Source organism: Pseudomonas sp. B22129, from assembly GCF_044218875.1.
Lineage (GTDB): Bacteria > Pseudomonadota > Gammaproteobacteria > Pseudomonadales > Pseudomonadaceae > Aquipseudomonas.
On the sequence record NZ_CP162592.1, the window covers coordinates 1,315,863 to 1,337,574 of the forward strand.

Annotated in this window: 19 protein-coding genes; 13 read left to right on the forward strand and 6 right to left on the reverse strand. The window is 60.8% G+C overall.

What is annotated here, in order from left to right; genetic code table 11:
* The first annotated feature begins 20 nt into the window (after positions 1-20).
* The 11 genes from AB4P94_RS05920 to AB4P94_RS05970 all read left to right on the forward strand — a co-directional run bounded on the left by AB4P94_RS05920 (position 21) and on the right by AB4P94_RS05970 (position 12,771).
* Positions 21-341 carry a DUF2388 domain-containing protein gene (locus tag AB4P94_RS05920; protein ID WP_060756468.1) on the forward strand — a complete coding sequence of 107 codons (321 nt, stop codon included), beginning with the start codon at positions 21-23 and terminating at the stop codon, positions 339-341.
* The gene (locus tag AB4P94_RS05925; RefSeq protein WP_395609796.1) at positions 338-2,299 is read left to right on the forward strand and encodes a DUF4105 domain-containing protein; all 1,962 of its coding nucleotides are present in this window, start codon (positions 338-340) and stop codon (positions 2,297-2,299) included. The genes AB4P94_RS05920 and AB4P94_RS05925 overlap by 4 nt, the downstream gene beginning before the upstream one ends.
* A gap of 367 nt (positions 2,300-2,666) precedes the next feature.
* A complete protein-coding gene (locus AB4P94_RS05930) occupies positions 2,667-3,974 on the forward strand; it encodes a CitMHS family transporter (protein WP_395609797.1) in 1,308 nt (435 codons plus the stop codon).
* A 65-nt stretch (positions 3,975-4,039) separates the two neighbouring features.
* On the forward strand, positions 4,040-4,807 hold the full coding sequence (locus tag AB4P94_RS05935; RefSeq protein ID WP_014716354.1) for a TerC family protein: 768 nt from the start codon (positions 4,040-4,042) through the stop codon (positions 4,805-4,807).
* A 212-nt stretch (positions 4,808-5,019) separates the two neighbouring features.
* A complete protein-coding gene (locus AB4P94_RS05940; protein ID WP_395609798.1) occupies positions 5,020-6,678 on the forward strand; it encodes a Na/Pi cotransporter family protein in 1,659 nt (552 codons plus the stop codon).
* Between the two features lie 57 nt (positions 6,679-6,735).
* Positions 6,736-8,118, forward strand: coding sequence for a M16 family metallopeptidase (locus AB4P94_RS05945; RefSeq protein ID WP_395609799.1), 1,383 nt, complete (start codon positions 6,736-6,738; stop codon positions 8,116-8,118).
* 70 nt (positions 8,119-8,188) lie between these two features.
* Positions 8,189-9,220, forward strand: coding sequence for a DUF5924 family protein (locus tag AB4P94_RS05950; RefSeq protein WP_395609800.1), 1,032 nt, complete (start codon positions 8,189-8,191; stop codon positions 9,218-9,220).
* Between the two features lie 54 nt (positions 9,221-9,274).
* The gene (locus AB4P94_RS05955; protein ID WP_395609801.1) at positions 9,275-10,423 is read left to right on the forward strand and encodes an MlaE family lipid ABC transporter permease subunit; all 1,149 of its coding nucleotides are present in this window, start codon (positions 9,275-9,277) and stop codon (positions 10,421-10,423) included.
* Positions 10,420-11,223 (forward strand): ABC transporter ATP-binding protein, encoded by an 804-nt coding sequence (locus AB4P94_RS05960; protein ID WP_395609802.1) that lies wholly within the window; start codon positions 10,420-10,422, stop codon positions 11,221-11,223. The genes AB4P94_RS05955 and AB4P94_RS05960 overlap by 4 nt, the downstream gene beginning before the upstream one ends.
* Before the next feature lies 1 nt (position 11,224).
* A complete protein-coding gene (locus AB4P94_RS05965; protein ID WP_395609803.1) occupies positions 11,225-12,163 on the forward strand; it encodes an MlaD family protein in 939 nt (312 codons plus the stop codon).
* Positions 12,160-12,771, forward strand: a complete 612-nt coding sequence (locus AB4P94_RS05970; protein WP_395609804.1) for an ABC-type transport auxiliary lipoprotein family protein — start codon at positions 12,160-12,162, stop codon at positions 12,769-12,771. The genes AB4P94_RS05965 and AB4P94_RS05970 overlap by 4 nt, the downstream gene beginning before the upstream one ends.
* A gap of 103 nt (positions 12,772-12,874) precedes the next feature.
* On the opposite strand, the gene AB4P94_RS05975 is transcribed toward AB4P94_RS05970, so the two are convergent.
* The 5 genes from AB4P94_RS05975 to AB4P94_RS05995 all read right to left on the reverse strand — a co-directional run bounded on the left by AB4P94_RS05975 (position 12,875) and on the right by AB4P94_RS05995 (position 17,260).
* Positions 12,875-14,104, reverse strand: coding sequence for a nucleoside recognition domain-containing protein (locus tag AB4P94_RS05975; protein ID WP_395609805.1), 1,230 nt, complete (start codon positions 14,102-14,104; stop codon positions 12,875-12,877).
* Between the two features lie 98 nt (positions 14,105-14,202).
* Positions 14,203-15,534, reverse strand: coding sequence for a glutamate/aspartate:proton symporter GltP (gene gltP, locus AB4P94_RS05980; protein WP_078740010.1), 1,332 nt, complete (start codon positions 15,532-15,534; stop codon positions 14,203-14,205).
* Positions 15,535-16,260: 726 nt separating this feature from the next.
* Entirely contained in the window at positions 16,261-16,728 is a 468-nt protein-coding gene (locus AB4P94_RS05985; protein WP_395609806.1) for an inhibitor of vertebrate lysozyme family protein, read from the reverse strand.
* 2 nt (positions 16,729-16,730) lie between these two features.
* Complete coding sequence (locus AB4P94_RS05990) at positions 16,731-16,895, reverse strand: DUF1328 domain-containing protein (protein WP_003170804.1); 165 nt, start codon at positions 16,893-16,895, stop codon at positions 16,731-16,733.
* Between the two features lie 77 nt (positions 16,896-16,972).
* Complete coding sequence (locus tag AB4P94_RS05995) at positions 16,973-17,260, reverse strand: hypothetical protein (RefSeq protein ID WP_395609807.1); 288 nt, start codon at positions 17,258-17,260, stop codon at positions 16,973-16,975.
* 383 nt (positions 17,261-17,643) lie between these two features.
* On the opposite strand from AB4P94_RS05995, the gene algB reads away from it, so the two are divergent.
* Entirely contained in the window at positions 17,644-18,990 is a 1,347-nt protein-coding gene (algB, locus tag AB4P94_RS06000) for a sigma-54-dependent response regulator transcription factor AlgB (RefSeq protein ID WP_016969551.1), read from the forward strand.
* A 10-nt stretch (positions 18,991-19,000) separates the two neighbouring features.
* Positions 19,001-20,788 (forward strand): ATP-binding protein, encoded by a 1,788-nt coding sequence (locus tag AB4P94_RS06005; protein WP_395609808.1) that lies wholly within the window; start codon positions 19,001-19,003, stop codon positions 20,786-20,788.
* Positions 20,789-20,915: 127 nt separating this feature from the next.
* On the opposite strand, the gene AB4P94_RS06010 is transcribed toward AB4P94_RS06005, so the two are convergent.
* Positions 20,916-21,692, reverse strand: a complete 777-nt coding sequence (locus tag AB4P94_RS06010; RefSeq protein WP_395609809.1) for an N-acetylmuramoyl-L-alanine amidase — start codon at positions 21,690-21,692, stop codon at positions 20,916-20,918.
* Positions 21,693-21,712: the final 20 nt, after the last annotated feature.

Consider the following 21,712-nt stretch of genomic DNA (forward strand, 5'->3'; position numbering starts at 1 on the left):
TTGTATTCTGGAGTCATTCCATGCGTAGCCCGCTGATCGCCGCCGCTCTCGGCCTGCTGTTGTTGGCCGATGTTGCCCACGCGCAAACCCTGAAAGCCACCAGCAACATCATCGTGCGTGCTTCCGCGCGCACCATTGATTTCACCTCGGACACCACGACCTCGATCCGCGACTCCAAAATCGTGCGCGAAGCCCACGATGACGCCGCCAGCTTCGTCGCCTCCAATGGCGAAATCCGTGGCGCGCAACTGGAAGCCGCCTTCGACACCCTGCGCACCCGCGTGCCGGAAGCCCGCGATGCCAGTGACCAGACGCTCGCCGAAGCTATCCTCGCTCTGTGAGGCGCCTGGCGGCCTGGCTCCTGGCCGGGACTGTGCTGCTCTGTGCAGGCGCAGCCCAGGCCAGCCTGCACCTGCGGCTCAAGACCGATGGCTTGAGCCCGGCTGAACAGCAGGCCAGCCAGGCCTTGCTCGATGAAGCGATGCGCTCGTTACCGCCGCGCTTTATCGAGCAACTGGACCGCACCATCGATGTCGGCTGGACCGACAAGATGCCCGAAAACGCCTACGGCCAAGCTTCCTTGGTATCCGAGCTGGACCTGAATCAGAACCTGCTCGCCAGCCTGACCGACGGCAGTGCCGCCACCCAGAAGACCAATCGCCCCCACGGCACCGTGCGCCGCGAAATGCTCGCCACCGTGCTGCATGAACTGACCCACATCTATGACCGCGCGCGCCTGTGGACCAAAGAAGACCGCACGCTGATCAACCGCTGCAGTCGCCAGAACAAACTCACCGGCCTGATCGGCTTGCCCGATCAATGCCGTGGCCAGAACGATCGCCGCTTCACCCTCAGCGACGACCCGCGCCTGCTCGACCTCGCCGGCTGGCCCCAATACGTGGGCCGTCGCGGTGAACGCGAGCAAAACAACCACCAGGTGGCCCGCAGCCCGGACATCTACGAAACCACCAGCCCGCTGGAGTTCGTGGCGGTCAACATGGAGTATTTCCTCCTCGACCCCAGCTACGCCTGCCGTCGCCCCTCGCTGTTTCGCTATTACAAGGAACACTTCGGCTGGGCGCCGCCCGAGCAAGACACCTGCGCCAAGACCTACGCCTTCCTGAACGCGGGCAATGATTTTGCCAAAACCCCGCTGGGCCAGATCGACCCGGAGCGCGTCTACGAGATCGACTACCTGCTGGCCGAAGCCAATGAAAACCTGGTCAGCCGCTGGGGCCACAGCATGTTGCGCCTGGTGATCTGCGCACCCGGTCGCCCACGTGGTCCGGATTGCCGGCTGGATCTGGACCAGCACTTGGTGCTGTCCTATCGCGCCTTTGTCGGCGACGTACAACTGTCGAGCTGGGATGGCCTGGTCGGCAAATACCCCTCACGCCTGTTTGTATTGCCTTTGGCCCAAGTGATCGACGAATACACCAAGACCGAGTTGCGGGGTCTCGCCTCCGTGCCGCTGAAGCTCTCACGCCAGGAAATCAACGATACCGTCGAGCACGCCGCCGAAATGCACTGGAGCTACGACGGTAATTACTTCTTCATTTCCAACAACTGCGCAGTGGAAAGCCTGAAGCTGCTGCGCAGTGGCAGCGCCAACCCGCAATTGACCGGCCTGGACAACATCACTCCCAACGGTTTGCTGGAAGTCCTCGCTGCACGCGGCCTGGCGGATACCAGCGTGTTGAACGACAAGCGCGAAGCGCTGCGCCTGGGCTATCACTTCGACTCGTTCCGTGAGCGCTACCAGGCGATGTTCGACGTGCTGCGCAAACACCTGCCGATCAAACAGAGCCGTGTTGAAGACTGGCTGTCCCTCAGCGCCGCTGAACGCCGCCAGTGGTTCAGCCAGGCCGACCTGCGCACCAGTGCCGCGCTGTTGCTGCTGGAACAGGCCAGCTATCGCAAGCAACTGATGTTGGCCCAGGATGAAGTCAAACAACGCTACCTCAGTGCCCGTGAGCTGAAAAACGGCGGGATGGAGAAGGCCAACAACACGCTGCAACAAATTCTCGCCAACAGCGGCTTCCTCAGCCGCCCGGCCGAGCTGCTCGGCAGTGGCGGCTACGGCCTGCCGCAACCGTCGGAATCCAAACGCCTGGAATCGGAAAGCGCCCAGCGTCAGAAACAGCTGCAGTCGCTGACTGGCGATCTGGATAAAGAGGTGAGGGCGCTGCTCGACCCTTCCCGCGCCGACGAAATCGCCGCTTGCGAGGCCAACCTCAAGCAGATGGGCGAGCATCTGCGCGCCTTGCACAAAGCAGCCGGCGGCCTCGAACTGCCCTGATCAACGGGCGGCAAACACTCATCTAATGTGGGCGCTGGCTTGCCTGCGATAGCGGTAGGCCAGACACCTCAAATGCTGAATGTGCCGACGCCATCGCAGGCAAGCCAGCTCCCACATTTTATCTGCGTATGCAGAACGACCGTGTGTCCCCGGTTTTCCCAGCGAAAGCTGGCTGAAAGCTTCCCCGTCTAGGATCGCCCCCACTGCCGGCAACAGACCGGCTGTTAACAACAACAATGGTGATTCCCGATGTCCGTTCCGACCCACCTGCTTGCCCCAACTCCGCCCGTACGCCTCGTGCCTTTCGCTCTGCGCTGACCCCACCCGGTTCGCCATTCCCTAGCCGCGCTACGCCTGGAGTATTCCTATGCTGACTTTCCTTGGCTTTGCCATGGTCATCACGTTCATGTTCCTGATCATGACCAAGCGCCTGTCTGCGCTGATCGCTCTGATCATTGTGCCCATCCTGTTCGCGCTGTTCGGCGGTTTCGCCCCGCAGATCGGCCCGATGATGCTTGCGGGCATCACCAAGCTTGCGCCGACCGGCGTGATGCTGATGTTTGCCATCCTCTACTTTGCCCTGATGATCGACTCCGGCCTGTTCGACCCGGCCGTGCGCAAGATCCTCAAGATGGTCAAGGGCGACCCGCTGAAAGTGTCGGTCGGCACCGCCGTACTGGCATTGGTCGTTTCTCTCGACGGTGACGGCGCCACCACCTACATGATCTGCGTGGCGGCCATGTTGCCGCTGTACCAGCGTATCGGCATGAGCCCACGGATCATGGCCGGCCTGATCATCCTCGCCGGCGGCGTGATGAACATGACCCCCTGGGGTGGCCCGACCGCCCGCGCCGCCAGTGCGCTGCATGTGGACCCGTCGGATATTTTCGTACCGATGATTCCGGCCATGGCCGCTGGCGTGGTGGCGATCCTGGTGATTGCTTACATGTACGGCAAGCGCGAGCGCGCACGCTTGGGCGAACTGCACCTGCAGGGCGATGAGATCGACCACAGCGAGATCAGTGTCTCGCAGTACCCGGATGCCCGCCGTCCAAAACTGATCTGGTTCAACGGCGCCCTGACCTTCGCACTGATGTGCACCCTGATCGCCGGCCTGTTGCCGCTGCCGGTGCTGTTCATGGTGGCGTTCAGTATCGCCATGATCGTCAACTACCCGTGCCTGCAAATGCAGAAAGACCGCGTCGCCGCCCACTCCGGCAGCGTATTGGCGGTGGTGGGGCTGATCTTCGCGGCCGGTATCTTCACCGGCATTCTGTCGGGCACCGGCATGGTCGATGCCATGTCCAAGAGCCTGCTGGCCGTCATCCCGGATGCGCTGGGCCCGTACCTGGCCGTGATCACCGCGCTGGTGAGCATGCCGTTTACGTTCTTCATGTCCAACGATGCGTTCTACTATGGCGTGTTGCCCGTACTCGCCGAAGCCGCCAGCCACTACGGCATCACTGCCGCGGAAATGGGCCGCGCCTCCATCGTCGGCCAACCCGTGCACCTGCTGAGCCCGCTGGTACCCTCGACCTACCTGCTGGTGGCCTTGGCCGGTATCGAATTTGGCGATCACCAGCGCTTTACCCTCAAGTGGGCAGTGCTGGTGTGCCTGTGCATAATGGTCGCCGCTTTGCTGATGGGGATTATTCCGCTGTTCAGCACTCTATAATCCTACACACCCAACCGCGCGGCGCTGCAGCTTGCGCGGTTTAACATTTGCTCAAAGGAATACACATGGAATGGCTGACCAATCCGGAGATCTGGATTGCCTTCTTCACCCTGACGGCCCTCGAGATCGTCCTGGGCATCGATAACATCATCATGATTTCGATCCTGGTCAGCCGCATGCCCAAGCATATGCAAGCGCGCACCCGGATCTTCGGCCTGGCGCTGGCCATGGTCACGCGAATCCTTTTGCTGCTGTCGATCACTTGGGTGATGCAACTCACCGCCGACTTGTTCGTGGTGTTTGGCCAGGGCATTTCCGGCCGCGACCTGATCCTGTTCTTCGGTGGCCTGTTCCTGCTGTGGAAAAGCTCCCAGGAGATGTACCACGCACTGGAAGGTGAAGACGAAACCCACGACGAGCCGAAAGGCGCGGGCGGCAAATTCATCTACACCATCATCCAGATCGCAATCATCGACATCGTGTTCTCCCTGGACTCGGTGATCACCGCCGTCGGCATGGTCTCCCATGTGCCGGTCATGGTGGCGGCAATTGTCGTCGCGGTGCTGGTGATGATGCTGGCTGCCGGCACCATCAGCGAATTCATCGACAAGCACCCGTCGCTGAAAATGCTCGCGCTGTCGTTCCTGCTGGTGGTGGGTACCGTGCTGATCGCCGAATCGTTCGACGTGCACGTGCCAAAAGGCTACGTCTACTTCGCCATGGCGTTCTCGCTGGCGGTGGAAGCGGTGAACATCAAGATGCGCACCGCGATCGCGAAAAAGAAGAAACAGCAGGATCCAGTGAAACTGCGCAAGGACATTCCGGGTCAATAAAAATGATCCGCTGCTGAAAAGGGGCTTTCGAGCCCCTTTTTTTCATCTGCAAAAAGCTGATTTCATGACAGTTTTGTTTCAATCCCGACTTTAGCTATGCGATGCTGGCGCACAGCCCATTCGCCAACTACAGCTTAAGTACAAGACGTAGAACGGCACGCGGCAACTTTCCTTCGCTCCTTTTTGGAGTGCACCCACACGGGGGGCCGAGCATGCTGACCTTGCTCAATCTGCTTTCCGCCGTGACCCTGCTTATCTGGGGCACGCACATCGTCCGTACCGGCATCTTGCGGGTCTACGGCTCCAACTTGCGCCAAGTCATCGGGCAGAACATGTCCAAGCGCTGGCTGGCGTTTATCGCCGGTATCCTGGTGACCGCCATGGTGCAGAGCAGTAACGCCACGGCAATGCTGGTGACATCCTTCGTCGGCCAAGGTCTGATGGGGCTGATGCCCGCACTGGCAACCATGCTCGGCGCCGACGTCGGTACCGCGCTGATGGCGCGGGTGCTGACGTTCGACCTGTCCTGGCTGTCGCCACTGCTGATTTTTCTCGGGGTGATTTTCTTTCTGTCGCGCAAACAGACGCGGGCAGGGCAGATGGGTCGCGTCGGAATCGGCCTGGGCCTGATCATTCTGGCACTGCAATTGATCGTCGAAGCCGCCGGGCCGATTACCCACGCCCAAGGCGTGAAAGTCATCTTCGCCTCGCTGACCGGCGATATCTTGCTCGACGCCTTGGTCGGCGCTCTGTTCGCAATGGTGTCCTACTCCAGCCTGGCCGCCGTGCTGTTGACGGCCACACTGGCCGGCGCCGGTGTCATCGGCCTGCACGTGGCCATCGGCCTGGTGATCGGCGCCAACATCGGCAGCGGCGTGCTGGCCTTCCTCAGCACCAACATGCAAAACGCCGCAGGCCGCCAAGTGGCCTTGGGCAGCCTGCTGTACAAACTGATCGGCTTGCTGCTGATCATCCCGGTACTCGACCCTCTCGTGCGCTGGATGGACGGCCTGGACTACAGCGCCCAAGGCATGGTCATCACCTTCCACGTACTCTACAACACCAGCCGCTGCCTGATCCTGCTGCCGACCATCGGCCCGATGGCCCGCCTGTGTGCCTGGTTGTTGCCGGAACAGCCGGAGCTCAACGGCAAAGCCAAGCCGCGCCACCTGGACCTGGCTTCACTCGCCACCCCAAGCCTGGCCCTGGCCAACGCCGCCCGGGAAACCCTGCGCCTGGGTGACCTGATCGACAACATGCTCACCGCCATGCTCGAAGTGCTGCGTGGCAAACAAACCGCCATCACCCAAGAGATACGCAGCCTCAGCGATGACGTCGAAGCCCTGTACAGCGCGATCAAGCTCTACCTCGCGCAAATGCCCCGCGAGGACCTCAGTGAACAGGACAGCCGGCGCTGGGCCGAGATTATCGAACTGTCGATTAATCTCAAACTGGCCGGCGACCTGATCGAGCGCATGCTGCGCAAAGTTCAGCAGCAGAAAACTTCGCAACGTCGCCAGTTTTCGGAAGTCGGCCTGGAAGAACTCGCCGGCCTGCACAGCCAGTTGATCGCCAACCTGCGCCTGGGCCTGTCGGTATTCCTCAGTGCCGACCCGGAAAGCGCGCGCCAGTTGCTGCGCGAGAAGCGCCGCTTCCGCGCCCAGGAACGCCGCCTGGCCCACGCCCACGTCAGCCGCTTGCAGCGCAAAATCGTCCAGAGCCTGGAAACCAGCTCCCTGCACCTGGAGTTGATTGCCGACATGAAACGCCTAAACTCGCTGTTCTGCAGCAGCGCCTATGTGGTGCTGGAAACCTCCGACACCGGCGCACTCTCCGCCGAAGACATTGCCGACATCACCCATTCGCCCTGAACGTACGATGGCCCGTGAAGTCAGTTAAAACTGACCTCACTCGCCAGGAAGCTTGTTATGCGTCGCCTGTTATTGGCCTGCCTGCTCATGGGCTCTGCTCAATCCTTTGCCTTTGACCGCCTGCAAGTCGAGGGCTACACCTTGCCCAACGGCCTGCAATTGCTGCTCAAACCGGGCACCGAGCGCGGGCACGTGGCCATTCGCCTGGTGGTGGGTGTAGGGCTGGATGACTTCACCTGCGAGGAAAAGGAGCTGCCGCACCTGCTCGAACATTTGCTGTTCAGCGGTATCGACGGCGGCGGCGAAGGCGACCTTGAAGACCGCATGCAAGCGCTGGGCGGCGAGTGGAACGCCTACACCAGCAATGCCGACACCACCTTCGTGATCGAAGCACCCGCGCAAAACCAGCGCAAGGTGCTCGACCTGTTGCTGGCAATCATCACCCGCACCCAACTGACCGATGCCAATATCAATGCCGCCAAGCAAGTGGTCGAGCGCGAAGACGGCGGCCATTACTCGCACCTGCAACGCCTGCTTGACCGCCAGGACCTGGGCCACACGGCCAGCAATCAACTGGCCGTGGAGTTGGGGCTCAAATGTGCCGAACGCGCCGAGGTCGGCCACATTACTCGTGACCAGTTAGAGACGTTGCGCAAAAACTGGTACGCGCCCAACAACATGACCCTGATCATCGTCGGCGACCTCGACAAGCTGCTCCCTGCCTACCTGGAACGGACTTATGGCCAACTGGACCCGGTGGAACCGAGCGAGCATCTGCCGTTGCCGGAAATCCAGCACACCGCCGCCAGCCATCGCGACCTGATCCACGGTTGGGTCGGCGACAGCGCCAAATTGCATTGGCTGTTCCCCGAGCCGGTGCTGGACGATGGGCATGACGAAACCTACGACCTGCTCAAGGACTACCTCGATTGGGCCCTGTATCGCCAACTGCGCTTGCAGCATGGTTTGTCCTACGGGCCGTGGAGCGAACGCGAAGTGCTGGGTGGCGTCGGGTTCCTGAGCCTGAATGCCGACCTTGAGCGCGACAACCTCCCCGAGGCCGAAAAAGTGCTGCAAGACCTCAAGGCGCAGTTGCTCAAGGACGGCCTGGACCCAGCCACCTTTACCCGCCTGCAACGCGCCGCCATCGCACGCCAGGCCTGGGCCGTTCAAGGTAATAGCGCGCTGGCCGACTACTACTGGAGCGCCTCCGGCGACTACAACGGCGACCACTTCAGCGACCCGGTCAAACGGATCAAGGCGGTGAGCCTGGAACAAACCGACCAAGCCATGCGTCAAGTGTTTAACCAGCCCGGTTACTGGCGCATTGAAAAACCGCTGCTGAGTTACGACAGCCTGAGCTGGATCGGCGCCGGCGTGCTCGCGCTGATCGCCATTGTGTTGGGCTGCGTGCGGTTTTATCGCAAACGCGTCGCGTAATGAGGCACCGAACACGGGGCTAAGACGTTATTCTGTCTGGGTTTTTTCCTACACCAAATGTGAACCGCCAATGCCAAGCCTGCCGCCCCTTATCCAGCGCATTCTCGTCCTGATCAAGCGCTACCCAGGGGTGATCGCGCTCGGCGGTTTCATTTCAGGTGTGTGCAGCTTCATCCTGGTAGACCGCCAGCAAGGCATGGCCAGCTGGATCGCCGTCATCATGCTGGTGAGCTGGCTATGGCTGATGCTGGAAAACAGCTTTACCCAGCTGTTCGCCAAAGTGTTCAAACGGGAAATCCCCGAGCCGCTACTGCGCTACGCCACTCAAATGATTCACCAGGAAAGCCTGTTCTTCGTGTTGCCGTTCTTTTTCGTCACCACGGCGTGGAACAGCGGCCAGTCGGTGTTCACCGGCCTGCTCGGCGCGGCGGCGCTGGTCTCGATCACCGACCCGCTGTATTACAAGTGGCTGGCGCCCAGGCGCTCGCTGTTCCTGGCGCTGCACACCCTGACCCTGTTCGCCGCGCTGCTCACCGCGTTGCCGATCATCTTGCACCTGACCACCGCCGAAAGTTACAAATTGGCCCTGGGCGTGGCCATGGCGCTGTCGATCCCGAGCCTGGCCACCAGCCTGCCGCTGCGCAGCATCAAAGGTTGGGCGATGCTGCTGGGGGTCACGGCCGCCATTGGCTGCGCCGGTTGGTTCCTGCGCAGTTGGGTACCGCCGGCAACACTGTGGATGACCGAAGTAGCCATCAGCACCCAGTTGCAAGACCGCACACCGGGTGATGACCTCAAGGAAGTCACCGCCGCCCAACTGCGCAGCGGCGGGCTGTATGCCTACACCGCGATCAACGCGCCGCGCGGGCTGGATGAGCGGATTTACCACGTGTGGAAATTCAACGGCCAGGAAGTCGACCGCATCGCCCTGGATATCCACGGCGGGCGCAAGGAAGGCTACCGCGCCTGGACCCACAAACAGAACTTCCCCGCCGATGCCGTCGGCCGCTGGCAAGTGCGGGTATTGACCGAAGACGGGCAGGTGATCGGCGTGCTGCGCTTCAAAGTGACTGACACAGCACAAACGGACAACCCACAGTAGGCTGTATCGTGCTATTACGTAGCATTTGTGGATAGCCAAACAAGCTCGGAGCTTATGACCACCAGCACGACGGCCGGCGCCGCCCACCTCGACACCTCGACCACTCCGCCATTACTGAGGATTACGGGGGACTGGACGCTTGCCCACTACGCCAACCTGAAAAAGCTGTCGCACACCCTCGACGGCAAGTACGACGCAGGCGCTCGCATTGACCTCAATGGCCTCGGCACTCTGGACACTGCCGGTGCCTCGCTGCTGGTGGAGCTGCTGGGCCCGACCCGTATCGAACAGTCCGCCGAGCAAACCGATTGCAGCCTGTCCATCGCCGACCGCGCATTGCTCAAGACCGTCTACCGCTCCCTCAATGATTTTTGCGTGCCCGACAAAGCCCCGGAAGAAGCCGCCGGCATTCAGGTGTTGGCACGCATCGGCCGCGCGGTGGATACGGTCTGGCAAGACAGCAAGAAACTGCTCGGCTTTATCGGCCTGATCCTGGAGACCTTCGCCCGGGGCATTTTCCGGCCCAAGCGTTGGCGCATCACGCCGATGGTCGCGCACATCGAACAAACCGGCCTCGACGCCGCCCCCATCGTGGCCTTGCTGACCTTTCTGGTCGGCGCCGTGGTGGCGTTTCTCGGCGCCACGGTGTTGAAAAGCTTTGGCGCGACGATTTTTACCGTCGATCTAGTAGCGTTTTCCTTTCTGCGCGAATTCGGCGTGCTGCTCACCGCCATCTTGATCGCCGGCCGTACCGCCAGCGCGTTTACCGCGCAAATCGGCTCGATGAAGGCCAACGAAGAAATCGACGCGATCCGCACCCTGGGCCTCGACCCGATGGAGTTGCTGGTATTGCCACGCGTGCTGGCGTTGCTGGTGTCGCTGCCGATGCTGACGTTTCTGGCGATGCTCTCGGGCATCGTCGGCGGGGGTGTGGTCTGCGCCGTGGCGCTGGATATTTCACCGGCCATGTTTCTCTCGCTGCTGCAATCGGACATCGGCGTGCAGCATTTCCTGGTGGGCATGGTGAAAGCGCCGATCTTCGCCTTCCTGATTGCCGCGATTGGCTGCCTCGAGGGCTTCAAGGTCAGCGGCAGCGCCGAGTCGGTCGGCGCCCACACCACCTCCAGTGTGGTGCAGTCAATTTTTGTAGTGATCGTGCTGGATGCGGTCGCGGCGATGTTCTTTATGGAGATGGGCTGGTGAGTCGTCTACACCGAGCGCCCACCGAGGCGGTGATCGAAGTGCGCGGCCTGTGCAACCGCTTTGGCAGCCAGAGCGTGCACGAGCACCTCGATCTGGATTTGTACAAAGGCGAGATCCTCGCCGTGGTCGGCGGCTCCGGCAGCGGCAAGTCGGTGTTGCTGCGCAGCATCGTCGGCCTGCGCCGCCCGAGTGAAGGCGAAGTGCGGGTGTTCGGCAAGAACCTGCCCAACCTCTCGGAGCATGAACGCTCGCTGGTTGAGCGGCGCTTTGGCGTGCTGTTCCAGAAGGGCGCGCTGTTTTCCTCGCTGACCGTCACCGAGAACGTTGCGCTGCCGTTGATCGAACATGCCGGGCTCAGCCGCCGCGACGCCGAACACCTGGCAGCGGTCAAGCTGGCACTGGCCGGGCTGCCGTTGTCGGCGGCGGATAAATACCCGGCGTCGCTGTCCGGCGGCATGATCAAGCGTGCCGCGTTGGCGCGGGCCCTGGCGCTGGACCCGGACATCCTGTTTCTCGACGAACCCACCGCCGGCCTCGACCCGATTGGCGCGGCGCAATTCGACCAACTGATCCTGACCCTGCGCGACGCGCTGGGTTTGAGCGTGTTCCTGGTGACCCATGACCTCGACACGCTGTACACCATCACCGACCGCGTGGCGGTGCTGGCGCAGAAGAAAGTGCTGGTGGCCGATGCCATCGATGTTGTCTCGGAAACGGACGACACGTGGATCCACGAATATTTCCACGGCCCCCGTGGCCGCGCGGCATTGGATGCCGCTCAATCGCTAGACGAGGTATGACATGGAAACCCGAGCCCATCATGTGATGATCGGTCTGTTCAGCGTGATCGTGGTGGTCGGCGCGATGCTGTTCGGCCTGTGGCTGGCCAAGTCCAGCGTCGACAGCGCCTTCCAGGACTATGAAGTGGTGTTCAACGAGGCGGTCAGTGGCCTGTCCCAGGGCAGTTCGGTGCAGTACAGCGGGATCAAGGTCGGCGACGTGACCAGCCTGCGCCTGGACCCGAAAGACCCACGCCGCGTCTTGGCGCGCATCCGCCTCGCCGGGCAGACGCCGATCAAGGAAGACACCCAGGCCAAGCTCGCACTGACCGGCATCACCGGCACCTCGATCATCCAGCTCAGCGGCGGTACGCCACAAAGCCCGGAACTGCAGGGTAAGGACGGCAACCTGCCGGAAATCATTGCCTCGCCGTCGCCCATCGCGCGCCTGCTCAATAACAGCAACGACCTGATGACCAGCATCAACCTGCTGCTGCACAACGCCAACCACATGTTCTCCCGCGAGAACGTTGAGCGCCTGAGTAACACTCTCGACAACCTGCAACAAACCACGGGTGCCATTGCCGACCAGCGCGGCGATATCAAGATCGTGATGCAGCAGTTGCTGCAAGTGAGCAAACAGGCCGGCGCGGCGCTGGAGCAAACCACTACGCTGATGCGCAGCGCCAATGGCCTGCTCAACGATCAGGGCAAGCAGGCCTTCGGCAGCGCCGAGCAGGCGATGAAGTCCCTCGAGCAAAGCACCGCGACCATCAACACCTTGCTGACAAACAACAAGGATTCGGTGAACAGCGGCATGCAAGGCCTCAACGAACTGGCGCCGGCCGTGCGCGAACTGCGCGAAACCCTCGGTTCGCTACGCGCCATCTCCCGCCGCCTCGAAGCCAACCCCAGCGGTTACTTGCTGGGCAGCGACAAGAACAAGGAGTTCACGCCATGAAGCGTGCTTACCAACTCATCGCCCCGATGGCCCTGGCCCTGATCAGCGCCTGCTCGATTTTGCCCAAGGCAGACCCGTTCGACGTGTATCGCCTGGCTTCAGCGCAAACGACAAGCCAAGGCGCTCCGGTGAGCTGGTCACTGCGCGTGAGCAAGCCGCAGACCAGCGAATTTCTCGACAGCCCGCGCATTGCGGTGGTGCCCAATGGCGATCTGATCAGCAGTTACGCCAACTCACGCTGGAGCGATCCGGCACCGGTGCTGCTGCGCAATCGGTTTATGGACGGTTTCCAGCGCGATGGCCGGGTGACGCTGCTGAGCACCGACGAGACCAACCTGCAGGCCGACTATGAGCTGGGTGGGCAGTTGCAGGCGTTTCAGAGCGAGTACCGAGGCAGCACAGTGGAAGTGGTGATCCGCCTGGACGCGCGGCTGGTGCGGGGGAGTGATCAGCGGATTATTGCCAGCCGGCGGTTTGAGGTGCGCCAGCCGGTGACGGATACCAAGGTGCCAGCGGTGGTGGCAGGCTTTGGGCAGGCGGGGGATCAGTTGAACAGGCAGGTGGTGGAGTGGGTGGTGCAGCAGGGCAATACGGCTGCGAAACGCTAAGGGCCTCTTCGCGAGCAAGCCCGCTCCCACAGTTGACCGCATTTATTCTGACGAAACGCGGTCAACTGTGGGAGCGGGCTTGCTCGCGAAAGCGGTGTAAGCCTCAGCCAAAAAACCAGTAGCACACCGCAATAGCCGCCACGACACCGGCAAACTCGGCCAGCAACGCACACCCGACCGCATGCCTGGCCCGCTGAATCCCCACCGACCCAAAGTACACCGCCAACACATAAAAGGTGGTTTCGGTACTGCCCTGGATCGTTGCCGCCACCAGCGCCGGGAAGCTGTCCACGCCCTTGGTCTGCATGGTCTCGATCAACAACGCCCGCGCCGCGCTACCGGAGAACGGCTTGACCATCGCCGTGGGCAGCGCGTCAACAAAGCGTGTGTCCATGCCGGTCCAGGCCACGAGATGGCGAATCCCCTCCAGGCCGAAATCCAAAGCCCCCGAGGCACGCAACACACCCACGGCACACAGCATCGCCACCAGATACGGCAGCAGGTTCTTGGCAACGTCGAAACCCTCTTTGGCACCTTCGACAAAAGCCTCGTACACCTTCACTTTGCGCAGTGCGCCGATCACCAAAAACAGCATGATCAGGCCAAACAGCGTCAGGTTGCCGAGGATCGAAGACAAGCCCGCCAGTGCCGTGGCCGACAAGGTCGCCAGCAACGCCATGAAACCACCGAGAATCAGCGCCCCGGGGATCAGGTACGCCAGCACCACCGGGTCCCACAAGCGCAGGCGCTGCATGATCGCCACCGACAGCAGCCCCACCAGAGTCGAGGCGCTGGTGGCGAGCAGGATCGGCAGGAACACCAGCGTCGGGTCGGCTGCGCCTTGCTGGGCGCGGTACATGAAGATGGTCACCGGCAACAGCGTCAGCGAAGACGCGTTGAGTACCAGGAACAGGATCTGCGCGTTGCTCGCCGTGTTGGGGATGGGGTTGAGTTCTTGCAGCGCCTTCATGGCCTTCAGGCCGATCGGGGTGGCCGCGTTGTCGAGGCCCAGGCCATTGGCGGCGAAGTTCAGGGTGATCAAACCGATGGCGGGGTGGCCGGCAGGCACTTCCGGCATCAAGCGACGAAACAGCGGACCGAGGGCCTTGGCCAGCCAGTCGACGATCCCGGCTTTTTCGGCGATACGCAAAAAGCCCAGCCACAAGGTCAGGGTGCCGAACAGCAGCACCATCACTTCCACCGACAATTTGGCCATGGCGAAAATGCTTTCGACCATCGCAGCGAAAATCCCGGCGTTGCCGCCGATCAGCCATTGCGCCAGTGCTGACACCATTGCCACGACAAAGAAGCCAAGCCACAGGCCATTGAGCATCAGTTAAATCCCCCGAAAGATGGGGCGAATGATAGCGGGGCTGGCAGAAACGACAAACCCCGGAATTTTCCGGGGTTTGTCTTTAAGCCGTCGTGCTATCAGCCGCGAGTGGCTTGGGCTGTCGGCGCGGCTTCTTTGCTGCGCCAGTGCGGCAGCGAGTTCCAGTAGCGCTCGCCCTTGGCGTCGTCGTACATGCCTTCCCAGCGCGAGATGACCAACACGGCCAGGGCGTTGCCGATCACGTTGAGGGCGGTACGCGCCATGTCCATCACACGGTCGACACCGGCGATGAACGCCAGGCCTTCCAGCGGAATGCCCACGCTGCCCAGGGTGGCCAGCAGCACCACGAACGACACGCCCGGCACGCCGGCGATGCCTTTGGAGGTGACCATCAGGGTCAACACCAGCATCAGTTGCTGGCCGATCGACAGGTCGATGCCGTACAGCTGGGCGATGAAGATCGCCGCGATGCTTTGGTACAGGGTCGAACCGTCGAGGTTGAACGAGTAGCCGGTCGGCACCACGAAGCTGCAAATGGCCTTCGGCGCGCCGTAGGCTTCCATCTTCTCGATCACGCGCGGCAGCACGGTTTCGGAACTGGCGGTGGAGTAAGCCAGCACCAGCTCATCCTTGAAGATGCGCATCAGCTTGATCACCGAGAAGCCAAACAGGCGAGCGATCAGGCCCAGTACCACAAAGGCGAAGAACAGGATGGCGACGTAAACCAGGATGACCAGCTTGGCCAGCGGCAGCAAGGAGGCGAAGCCGAAGTTGGCGACGGTCACGGCGATCAGTGCGAATACGCCGATCGGGGCGTACTTCATGATCATGTGGGTGACTTTGAACATGCTCTCCGACACGCCCTGGAACATCGTCACCAGCGGCTCGCGCAGTTCAGGCTTGAGGCTCGACAAGCCAAGGCCGAACAGCACCGAGAAGAAGATGATCGGCAGCATGTCGCCACGGGCCACGGCGGCGAAGATGTTCGACGGGATCAGGTTGAGAATGGTCTCGATGAACGCATGCTCATGCTGCACTTCGGCGGCGGTGGCGGTGTATTTGGAGATGTCGACGGTACCCAGGGTACTCATGTCGATGCCCGCGCCGGGGTGGAACAGGTTGGCCAACAGCAGGCCGACCACGATGGCGATGGTGGTGACGATTTCGAAGTAAAGGATGGTTTTGACGCCGATACGCCCGAGCTTTTTCGCGTCACCGACACCGGCAATGCCGACGATCAGCGAGGAAATCACAATCGGGATCACGATCATCTTGATCAGGCGGATAAAGATATCGCCCGCTGGCTGCAACACATTGCTGATCCACCAGGCCTTTTCAGCACTGAAATGGTTGAGCACTGCACCGATTGCGATCCCCAGCACCAAACCGATGAGGATCTGCCAGGCGAGGCTTAGCTTTGCCTTCTTCATGTCATTACCCTTACTTCAAGTGGACTTAAGGCAAATGCGCCAGCTGGAACGCCCGAAAGCGAAAAAGTGTGTGCATCTGCCTCCATGGAAGGTCACCGCAGCATGGCCGAAATGGCTTACTGGCAGGCGAAAAAAGGCGCAACTATTCCCATGCAAGGGAGCGACGTCTAATGCCGTAAACGCCTACCCTATGCCGAATCGGCATGACTTTTTTTGAAATTAACTGTCCGAACGGTCAGTTCAATTCCGCCAATAAAGCGGGTGAATATGCCGTGGACCTGCCAATACCGGCTCGCTCAGAGATGTTGAACGACCTGATGCGATTGGCGGAAATGCCTGAGAATTCACAGGATTGGCGTCAGAAATGTCCTATAGCGCGAGCGAAACTTTATCGATAGATGGTCGCTTGGACACACCAAGTAATGGTTGGTCACAAGCAAAAAAGAAAATATCGGCTATGGGCTGTATGAGAGAGGGCTATGAGTCACGAGCCCGCCGCAAGTTCAGCAAGCGTGAGGACTTGTGAACTTGCGTCGCAGCTTTTCACCTGACCCGGCCCTTGCGCAGGCACTCCCTGTACCCGTAGGTCACGCCGATCCCATTCGATCAGAGCAACCCGGCCCCCTGGTCATGCACCGCCCTTGGCGAACGATGCAGACAGAAAGAAGCGCAGGGCTTCTTTCTATGGACGAAAGCCTCGTGGACGCAGTGTGCGCCCGACGGAACCTAGTACCAATTCGGGTCTTTCTTCAGCTGCTCCATCAGCAGCTTCTGCATGCCTTCATTCGGCTTGCCGAGGAAACGGTAATCCGCGTGCCGGGTGGGTGATTTATCCGACGGCAAACCGGCCGGGACTTGCACCAACATGGCGTAGGCATCTTTCTTGTCGTAGCTGAAAGCAACGATCAAGCGCTTGTTCAGGCAGGTGTCTGCGGTTTCGCAAAGCGGGCCGACCAAGTACTTGTCGCCATCTTCTTCCACGGCATTCATTTGTTCAGCGGTGCCCGACAGGTTCATCACCCATTCCGGCAGGCGCTCTTCTTTCTTCACCACGCCTTGCCAGGTCTCGCGAAACTGCGGGTCCGAGCCAAGCAATTCATTGGCCCGGGTCTGGCCGTCATTGGCGGCCATTACCAGGCCGCTGCCGCCCAGAAGCAGGGCGGCAGCGATGGCTTTGAGGGTCAGGGTGGTCATATTCAGCCTCGGCCGCGACGACCAAAGAAGAACGAAGCGATGAACATCACCAGGAAGACGACAAACAGGATCTTGGCGATCCCCGTGGCGGTGCCCGCGATACCACCGAAGCCCAGGACTGCAGCCACAATGGCGATGATCAGAAATGTGATTGCCCAACTCAACATGGTGATTCTCCTTAGCTCTTATAGAGGTAACAGCGGTAGTGCCGTGCAGCCGCTCAACACAAGCGACCTTTTATTGCCTAGAACACCCAACGCTCTTGAGCAGGCAGCTCACCCAGGGTCGAATCCTGGTCAGCCACTCTCAATTGCGGGGCAGTTACATTGGCCGCAGTTGCACTGCCAACGGAACGGAAATGGGTTTGTGTGGTGACGGGACGTTCAAATTGCGGAGTTTGTTGCTGACTCTGCTGCCAATGTTGCATCTGCTGACCGGCAATCAACGTGACCATCAACGCCAGGCTGGCGAACAGGCCCTGCTGCAAGCGCAGTGGCGACACACGAAGTTGGCTGAGGCTTTGGCGAGTCATGCTGTATTTCTCCCGCATTCTGATTATTTGTTCGTTAGGAGAGATATTGCAGAGTGCATGCCAGTTTTTTTTACAAAATAAATCTCAATAAAATCAGTACGTTATGAATGAATCAACGTTACTTCGCCTAGCATCCTGCACGATGGCCCTATCCTGGCCGTGCGAAATGCACGATGGTCAGTGGTCGGGTCGAGGGATCGAAAGCGGATCTCGCGTTGCCGAAGTGGCAAGAAGGCATGAAAACGCCATCAGCTAGCGTGTTTGCAGGAAGGCGCGCAGATAGCTGCGCGTAGAAGCCTTTTATCAATCAGAATAAACCATGCAACTTGCCCGATTATTCCGGGACTAATCACCATCATTCATAGTTAAGGAGCGCGGGACAGATGGAATCAGCCAAGGAACTTCAAGGCCGCATTCTTTTAGTGGATGACGAATCCGCGATCCTCCGCACCTTCCGTTATTGCCTGGAAGATGAAGGCTACACCGTCGCCACTGCCAACAGCGCCGCCCAGGCCGATGCCCTGATGCAGCGTCAAGTCTTCGACCTGTGCTTCCTCGACTTGCGCCTGGGTGAAGACAATGGCTTGGATGTGCTGGCCCAAATGCGCGTGCAGGCGCCGTGGATGCGTGTGGTGATCGTCACCGCGCACTCCGCAGTGGACACCGCCGTCGACGCGATCCAGGCCGGCGCAGCCGATTACCTGGTGAAACCCTGCAGCCCGGACCAATTGCGCTTGGCCACTGCCAAGCAATTGGAAGTGCGCCAACTTTCGGCGCGCCTGGAAGCCCTCGAAGGCGAAGTGCGCCAACCCAAGGACGGCCTCGACTCCCACAGCCCGGCGATGATGGTGGTGCTGGAGACCGCGCGGCAGGTGGCCGGGACGGACGCCAACATTCTGATTCTCGGCGAGTCCGGCACCGGTAAGGGTGAACTGGCCCGCGCCATCCACGGCTGGAGCAAGCGCTCGAAGAAATCCTGCGTGACCATCAACTGCCCGTCGCTGACGGCGGAATTGATGGAAAGCGAGCTGTTCGGCCACAGTCGCGGCGCGTTTACCGGGGCGAGCGAAAGCACCTTGGGCCGAGTCAACCAGGCGGACGGCGGTACTCTTTTTCTCGACGAGATCGGCGACTTTCCACTCACATTGCAACCCAAGTTGCTGCGCTTTATTCAGGACAAGGAATACGAACGCGTCGGCGACCCGGTTACCCGCCGCGCCGACGTGCGCATCCTCGCAGCCACCAACCTGAACCTGGAAGACATGGTGCGCGACGGCCGCTTCCGTGAAGACTTGCTGTACCGCCTCAATGTCATCACGCTGCACCTGCCGCCGCTGCGCGAACGCAGCGAAGACATCCTGACCCTGGCGGACCGCTTCCTGGCACGCTTCGTCAAGGAATACGCCCGGCCCGCGCGCGGTTTCAGCGACGAGGCGCGGGAAGCACTTCTCAACTATCGTTGGCCGGGCAACATCCGTGAGCTACGCAACGTGGTCGAGCGCGCCAGCATTATTTGCCCGCAGGAGAAAGTCGAAATCAGCCACCTGGGGATGGCCGAGCAACCGACCAACAATGCCCCGCGTATCGGCGCGGCGCTGAGCCTGGACGAGCTGGAGAAAGCCCACATCGGCGCGGTACTTGCCACCAGCGATACCCTCGACCAGGCGGCCCGCACCCTGGGCATTGATGCCTCGACCCTGTACCGCAAACGCAAACAGTACAACCTGTGAGCTGTACCCTATGAAGCTTGCGATGAAACTGCGCACTCGGCTGTTCCTGAGTATCTCAGCGCTGATCACCGTTGCCCTGCTGGGGTTGATCCTGGGCCTGGTCAGTGTGATGCAGATGGCCAAGACCCAGGAATCGCTGATTCGCAGCAACTTCGTCACCCTGGACCTGGGGCTCAAACTGCGCCAGAGCCTGGGCGACCAGCTGATCATGATGCTGGAGAAGCGCCCCGACCCGGACGCGCTGCAAGCATCGAAACAACGTTATTTCGACCTGCTGGACCAAGGCATCGCCCACGAACAACGTGACGGCAACGGTCACGGTTTCAGCCAGGCTCACACTGACTACCAGAACCTGTTGGAAGCGTTCGACGAATCCCAGCAGGCGTCGCCGCCGCCCGGCAGCAAGGAAAAGCTCACCGAGACCTTCAACATACTGCGCAACGGCTTGATCGCCGAGCACAAGATGGCCTTGGAAAACATCAGCAACAGCGAACATAAATCCCGCGAACGCGCACTGTTGATCGCCGGCCTGCTCGGCCTTGTGGGGCTTGCAGTTCTGATCATCGGCTTTGTTACAGCCCACGGCATCGCCCGGCGATTTGGCGGGCCGATCGAAGCATTGGCCAAAGCGGCGGACAAGATCGGCCAAGGTGATTTTGAAGTAACGCTGCCCATCTCCTCAGCGGCAGAAATGAACCAGCTGACTCGCCGCTTCGGCATTATGGCCGAGGCGTTGCGCCAACATCAGGCAACCAATATCGATGAGCTGCTGGCAGGTCAACAGCGCCTGCAAGCCGTGCTCGACAGTATCGACGACGGTCTGTTGATGATTGACCGCCAAGGCCGCCTGGAGCACCTCAACCCCGTGGCGCAGCGCCAACTCGGTTGGGACGAAGCACGCCTGGGCCAAGGACTGGGCGAGGCCCTGGTACGCCCGGAACTGGATGAGCAGCTGCATTTGGTGCTTCGCGGCGGCAACCTGGAGCGGGCCCCGGAAGACCTGGAAGTGGAAGTTGACGGCGAATTGCGCCTGCTGACCTATAGCCTGACCCCCGTCAGCCATACCCAAGGGCATATTCTGGGCGCGGTGATGGTGCTGCATGACGTGACCGAACAGCGCGCGTTTGAACGTGTGCGCAGCGAGTTTGTGTTGCGGGCCTCCCACGAATTGCGCACGCCGGTGACCGGCATGCACATGGCTTTTGGCTTGTTCCGTGAGCGCGCGAAATTTCCCGCAGAGTCCCGTGAAGCGGACTTGCTGGATACGGTCAATGAAGAAATGCAGCGTCTGATGCAGTTGATCAACGACTTGCTTAATTTTTCGCGCTACCAGAACGGCCTGCAGAAGCTCACGCTGGGCCCGTGTGATGTCACCGATCTGCTGGAACACGCACGCGCCCGTTTTGCAGAACTGGCCAACGCGCAGCACATCGAACTGCTGGTGGAAGCGCAATCGGACTTGCCGCGGCTGTATGCCGACCAGGCCCAACTGGAGCGCGTGCTCGACAACCTGCTGGCCAATGCCCTGCGCCACACCGCTGAAGGCGGGCAGATTCGACTGCAGGCGCGCCGCCACGGTGAGCGGGTGATTATCAGCGTCGAGGATAACGGCGAGGGTATTGCGTACGGCCAGCAGGGTCGGATCTTTGAACCCTTTGTGCAGGTGGGCCGCAAGAAAGGCGGCGCCGGCCTGGGTTTGGCACTGTGCAAGGAGATCGTGCAACTACACGGCGGCCGCATGGGTGTGTATTCGCGCCCGGGGCAGGGGACGCAGTTCTATATGGCGCTGCCTCTGTAATCTGACAGGTTGCAAAATAATGTGGGAGCGGGCTTGCCCGCGATTGCGGTGGTTCAGCCAAGAATGTATTGGCTGACACTCCGGAATCGCGGGCAAGCCCGCTCCCACACTGGATTGATTTTTATCTTCAGGTGCGGTTCAAGGCGCGCAGGATTGCGGCACTTTCAGCATCCGGCGTGCCATCGAACAACGATGGGCGGAAATGCATCTGGAAGGCAGCAATCACATGGCGCGTGGCGACATCCAGCTCGCCGGTCTGTGGCGTCTGGTAACCCAAGCGAGCCAACTCTTCCTGGAACCAGAGGATGCTTGGCAACTGCGTGGCGTACTGCACCTGAAACCGCGCGACAGCTTGAGCATCCGGCCAAACCCCCAGCCCCTCAGCCGCCAAGCGTTTCCAAGGGAACAAAGGCCCCGGGTCGAGCTTGCGCAGCGGCGCTATATCGCTGTGGCCGATGATGTTCTTGGGGTCGATGCCGTTGCGCTTGCTGATGTCCTTGAGCAGCACAATCAGCGACTGCACTTGCGGCTCGGAGTAGGGGAACCACACGCGGCCCTTCGGCGTGTCCTGATAGCCCGGGTTCACAATTTCGATGCCGATGGAGCTGGAGTTGAGCCAAGTGCGGCCCATCCACTCGCTTTCGCCCGCGTGCCAGGCGCGCTGGCTCTCGTCCACCAGCTTGTAGATGGTGCCCGAGGCGTCGTCGCCGATCAGGTAATGGCTGCTGACCTGGCCGTGGGTCAATAAGGCCAGGGAGCGTTCAAGGTTGGTGGAGGTGTAATGCACGACGACGAATTGCACGCGGTTGTCGTGGTTTACCGAAGGGTGGCTGGTGTTCAGGCGCGGGCCACTGGCGCAGCCGGCGAGCAGCAGAAACAAAAAGGCAAAGTACAAGGATTTCATGGCGGATCACGTTACGCTGA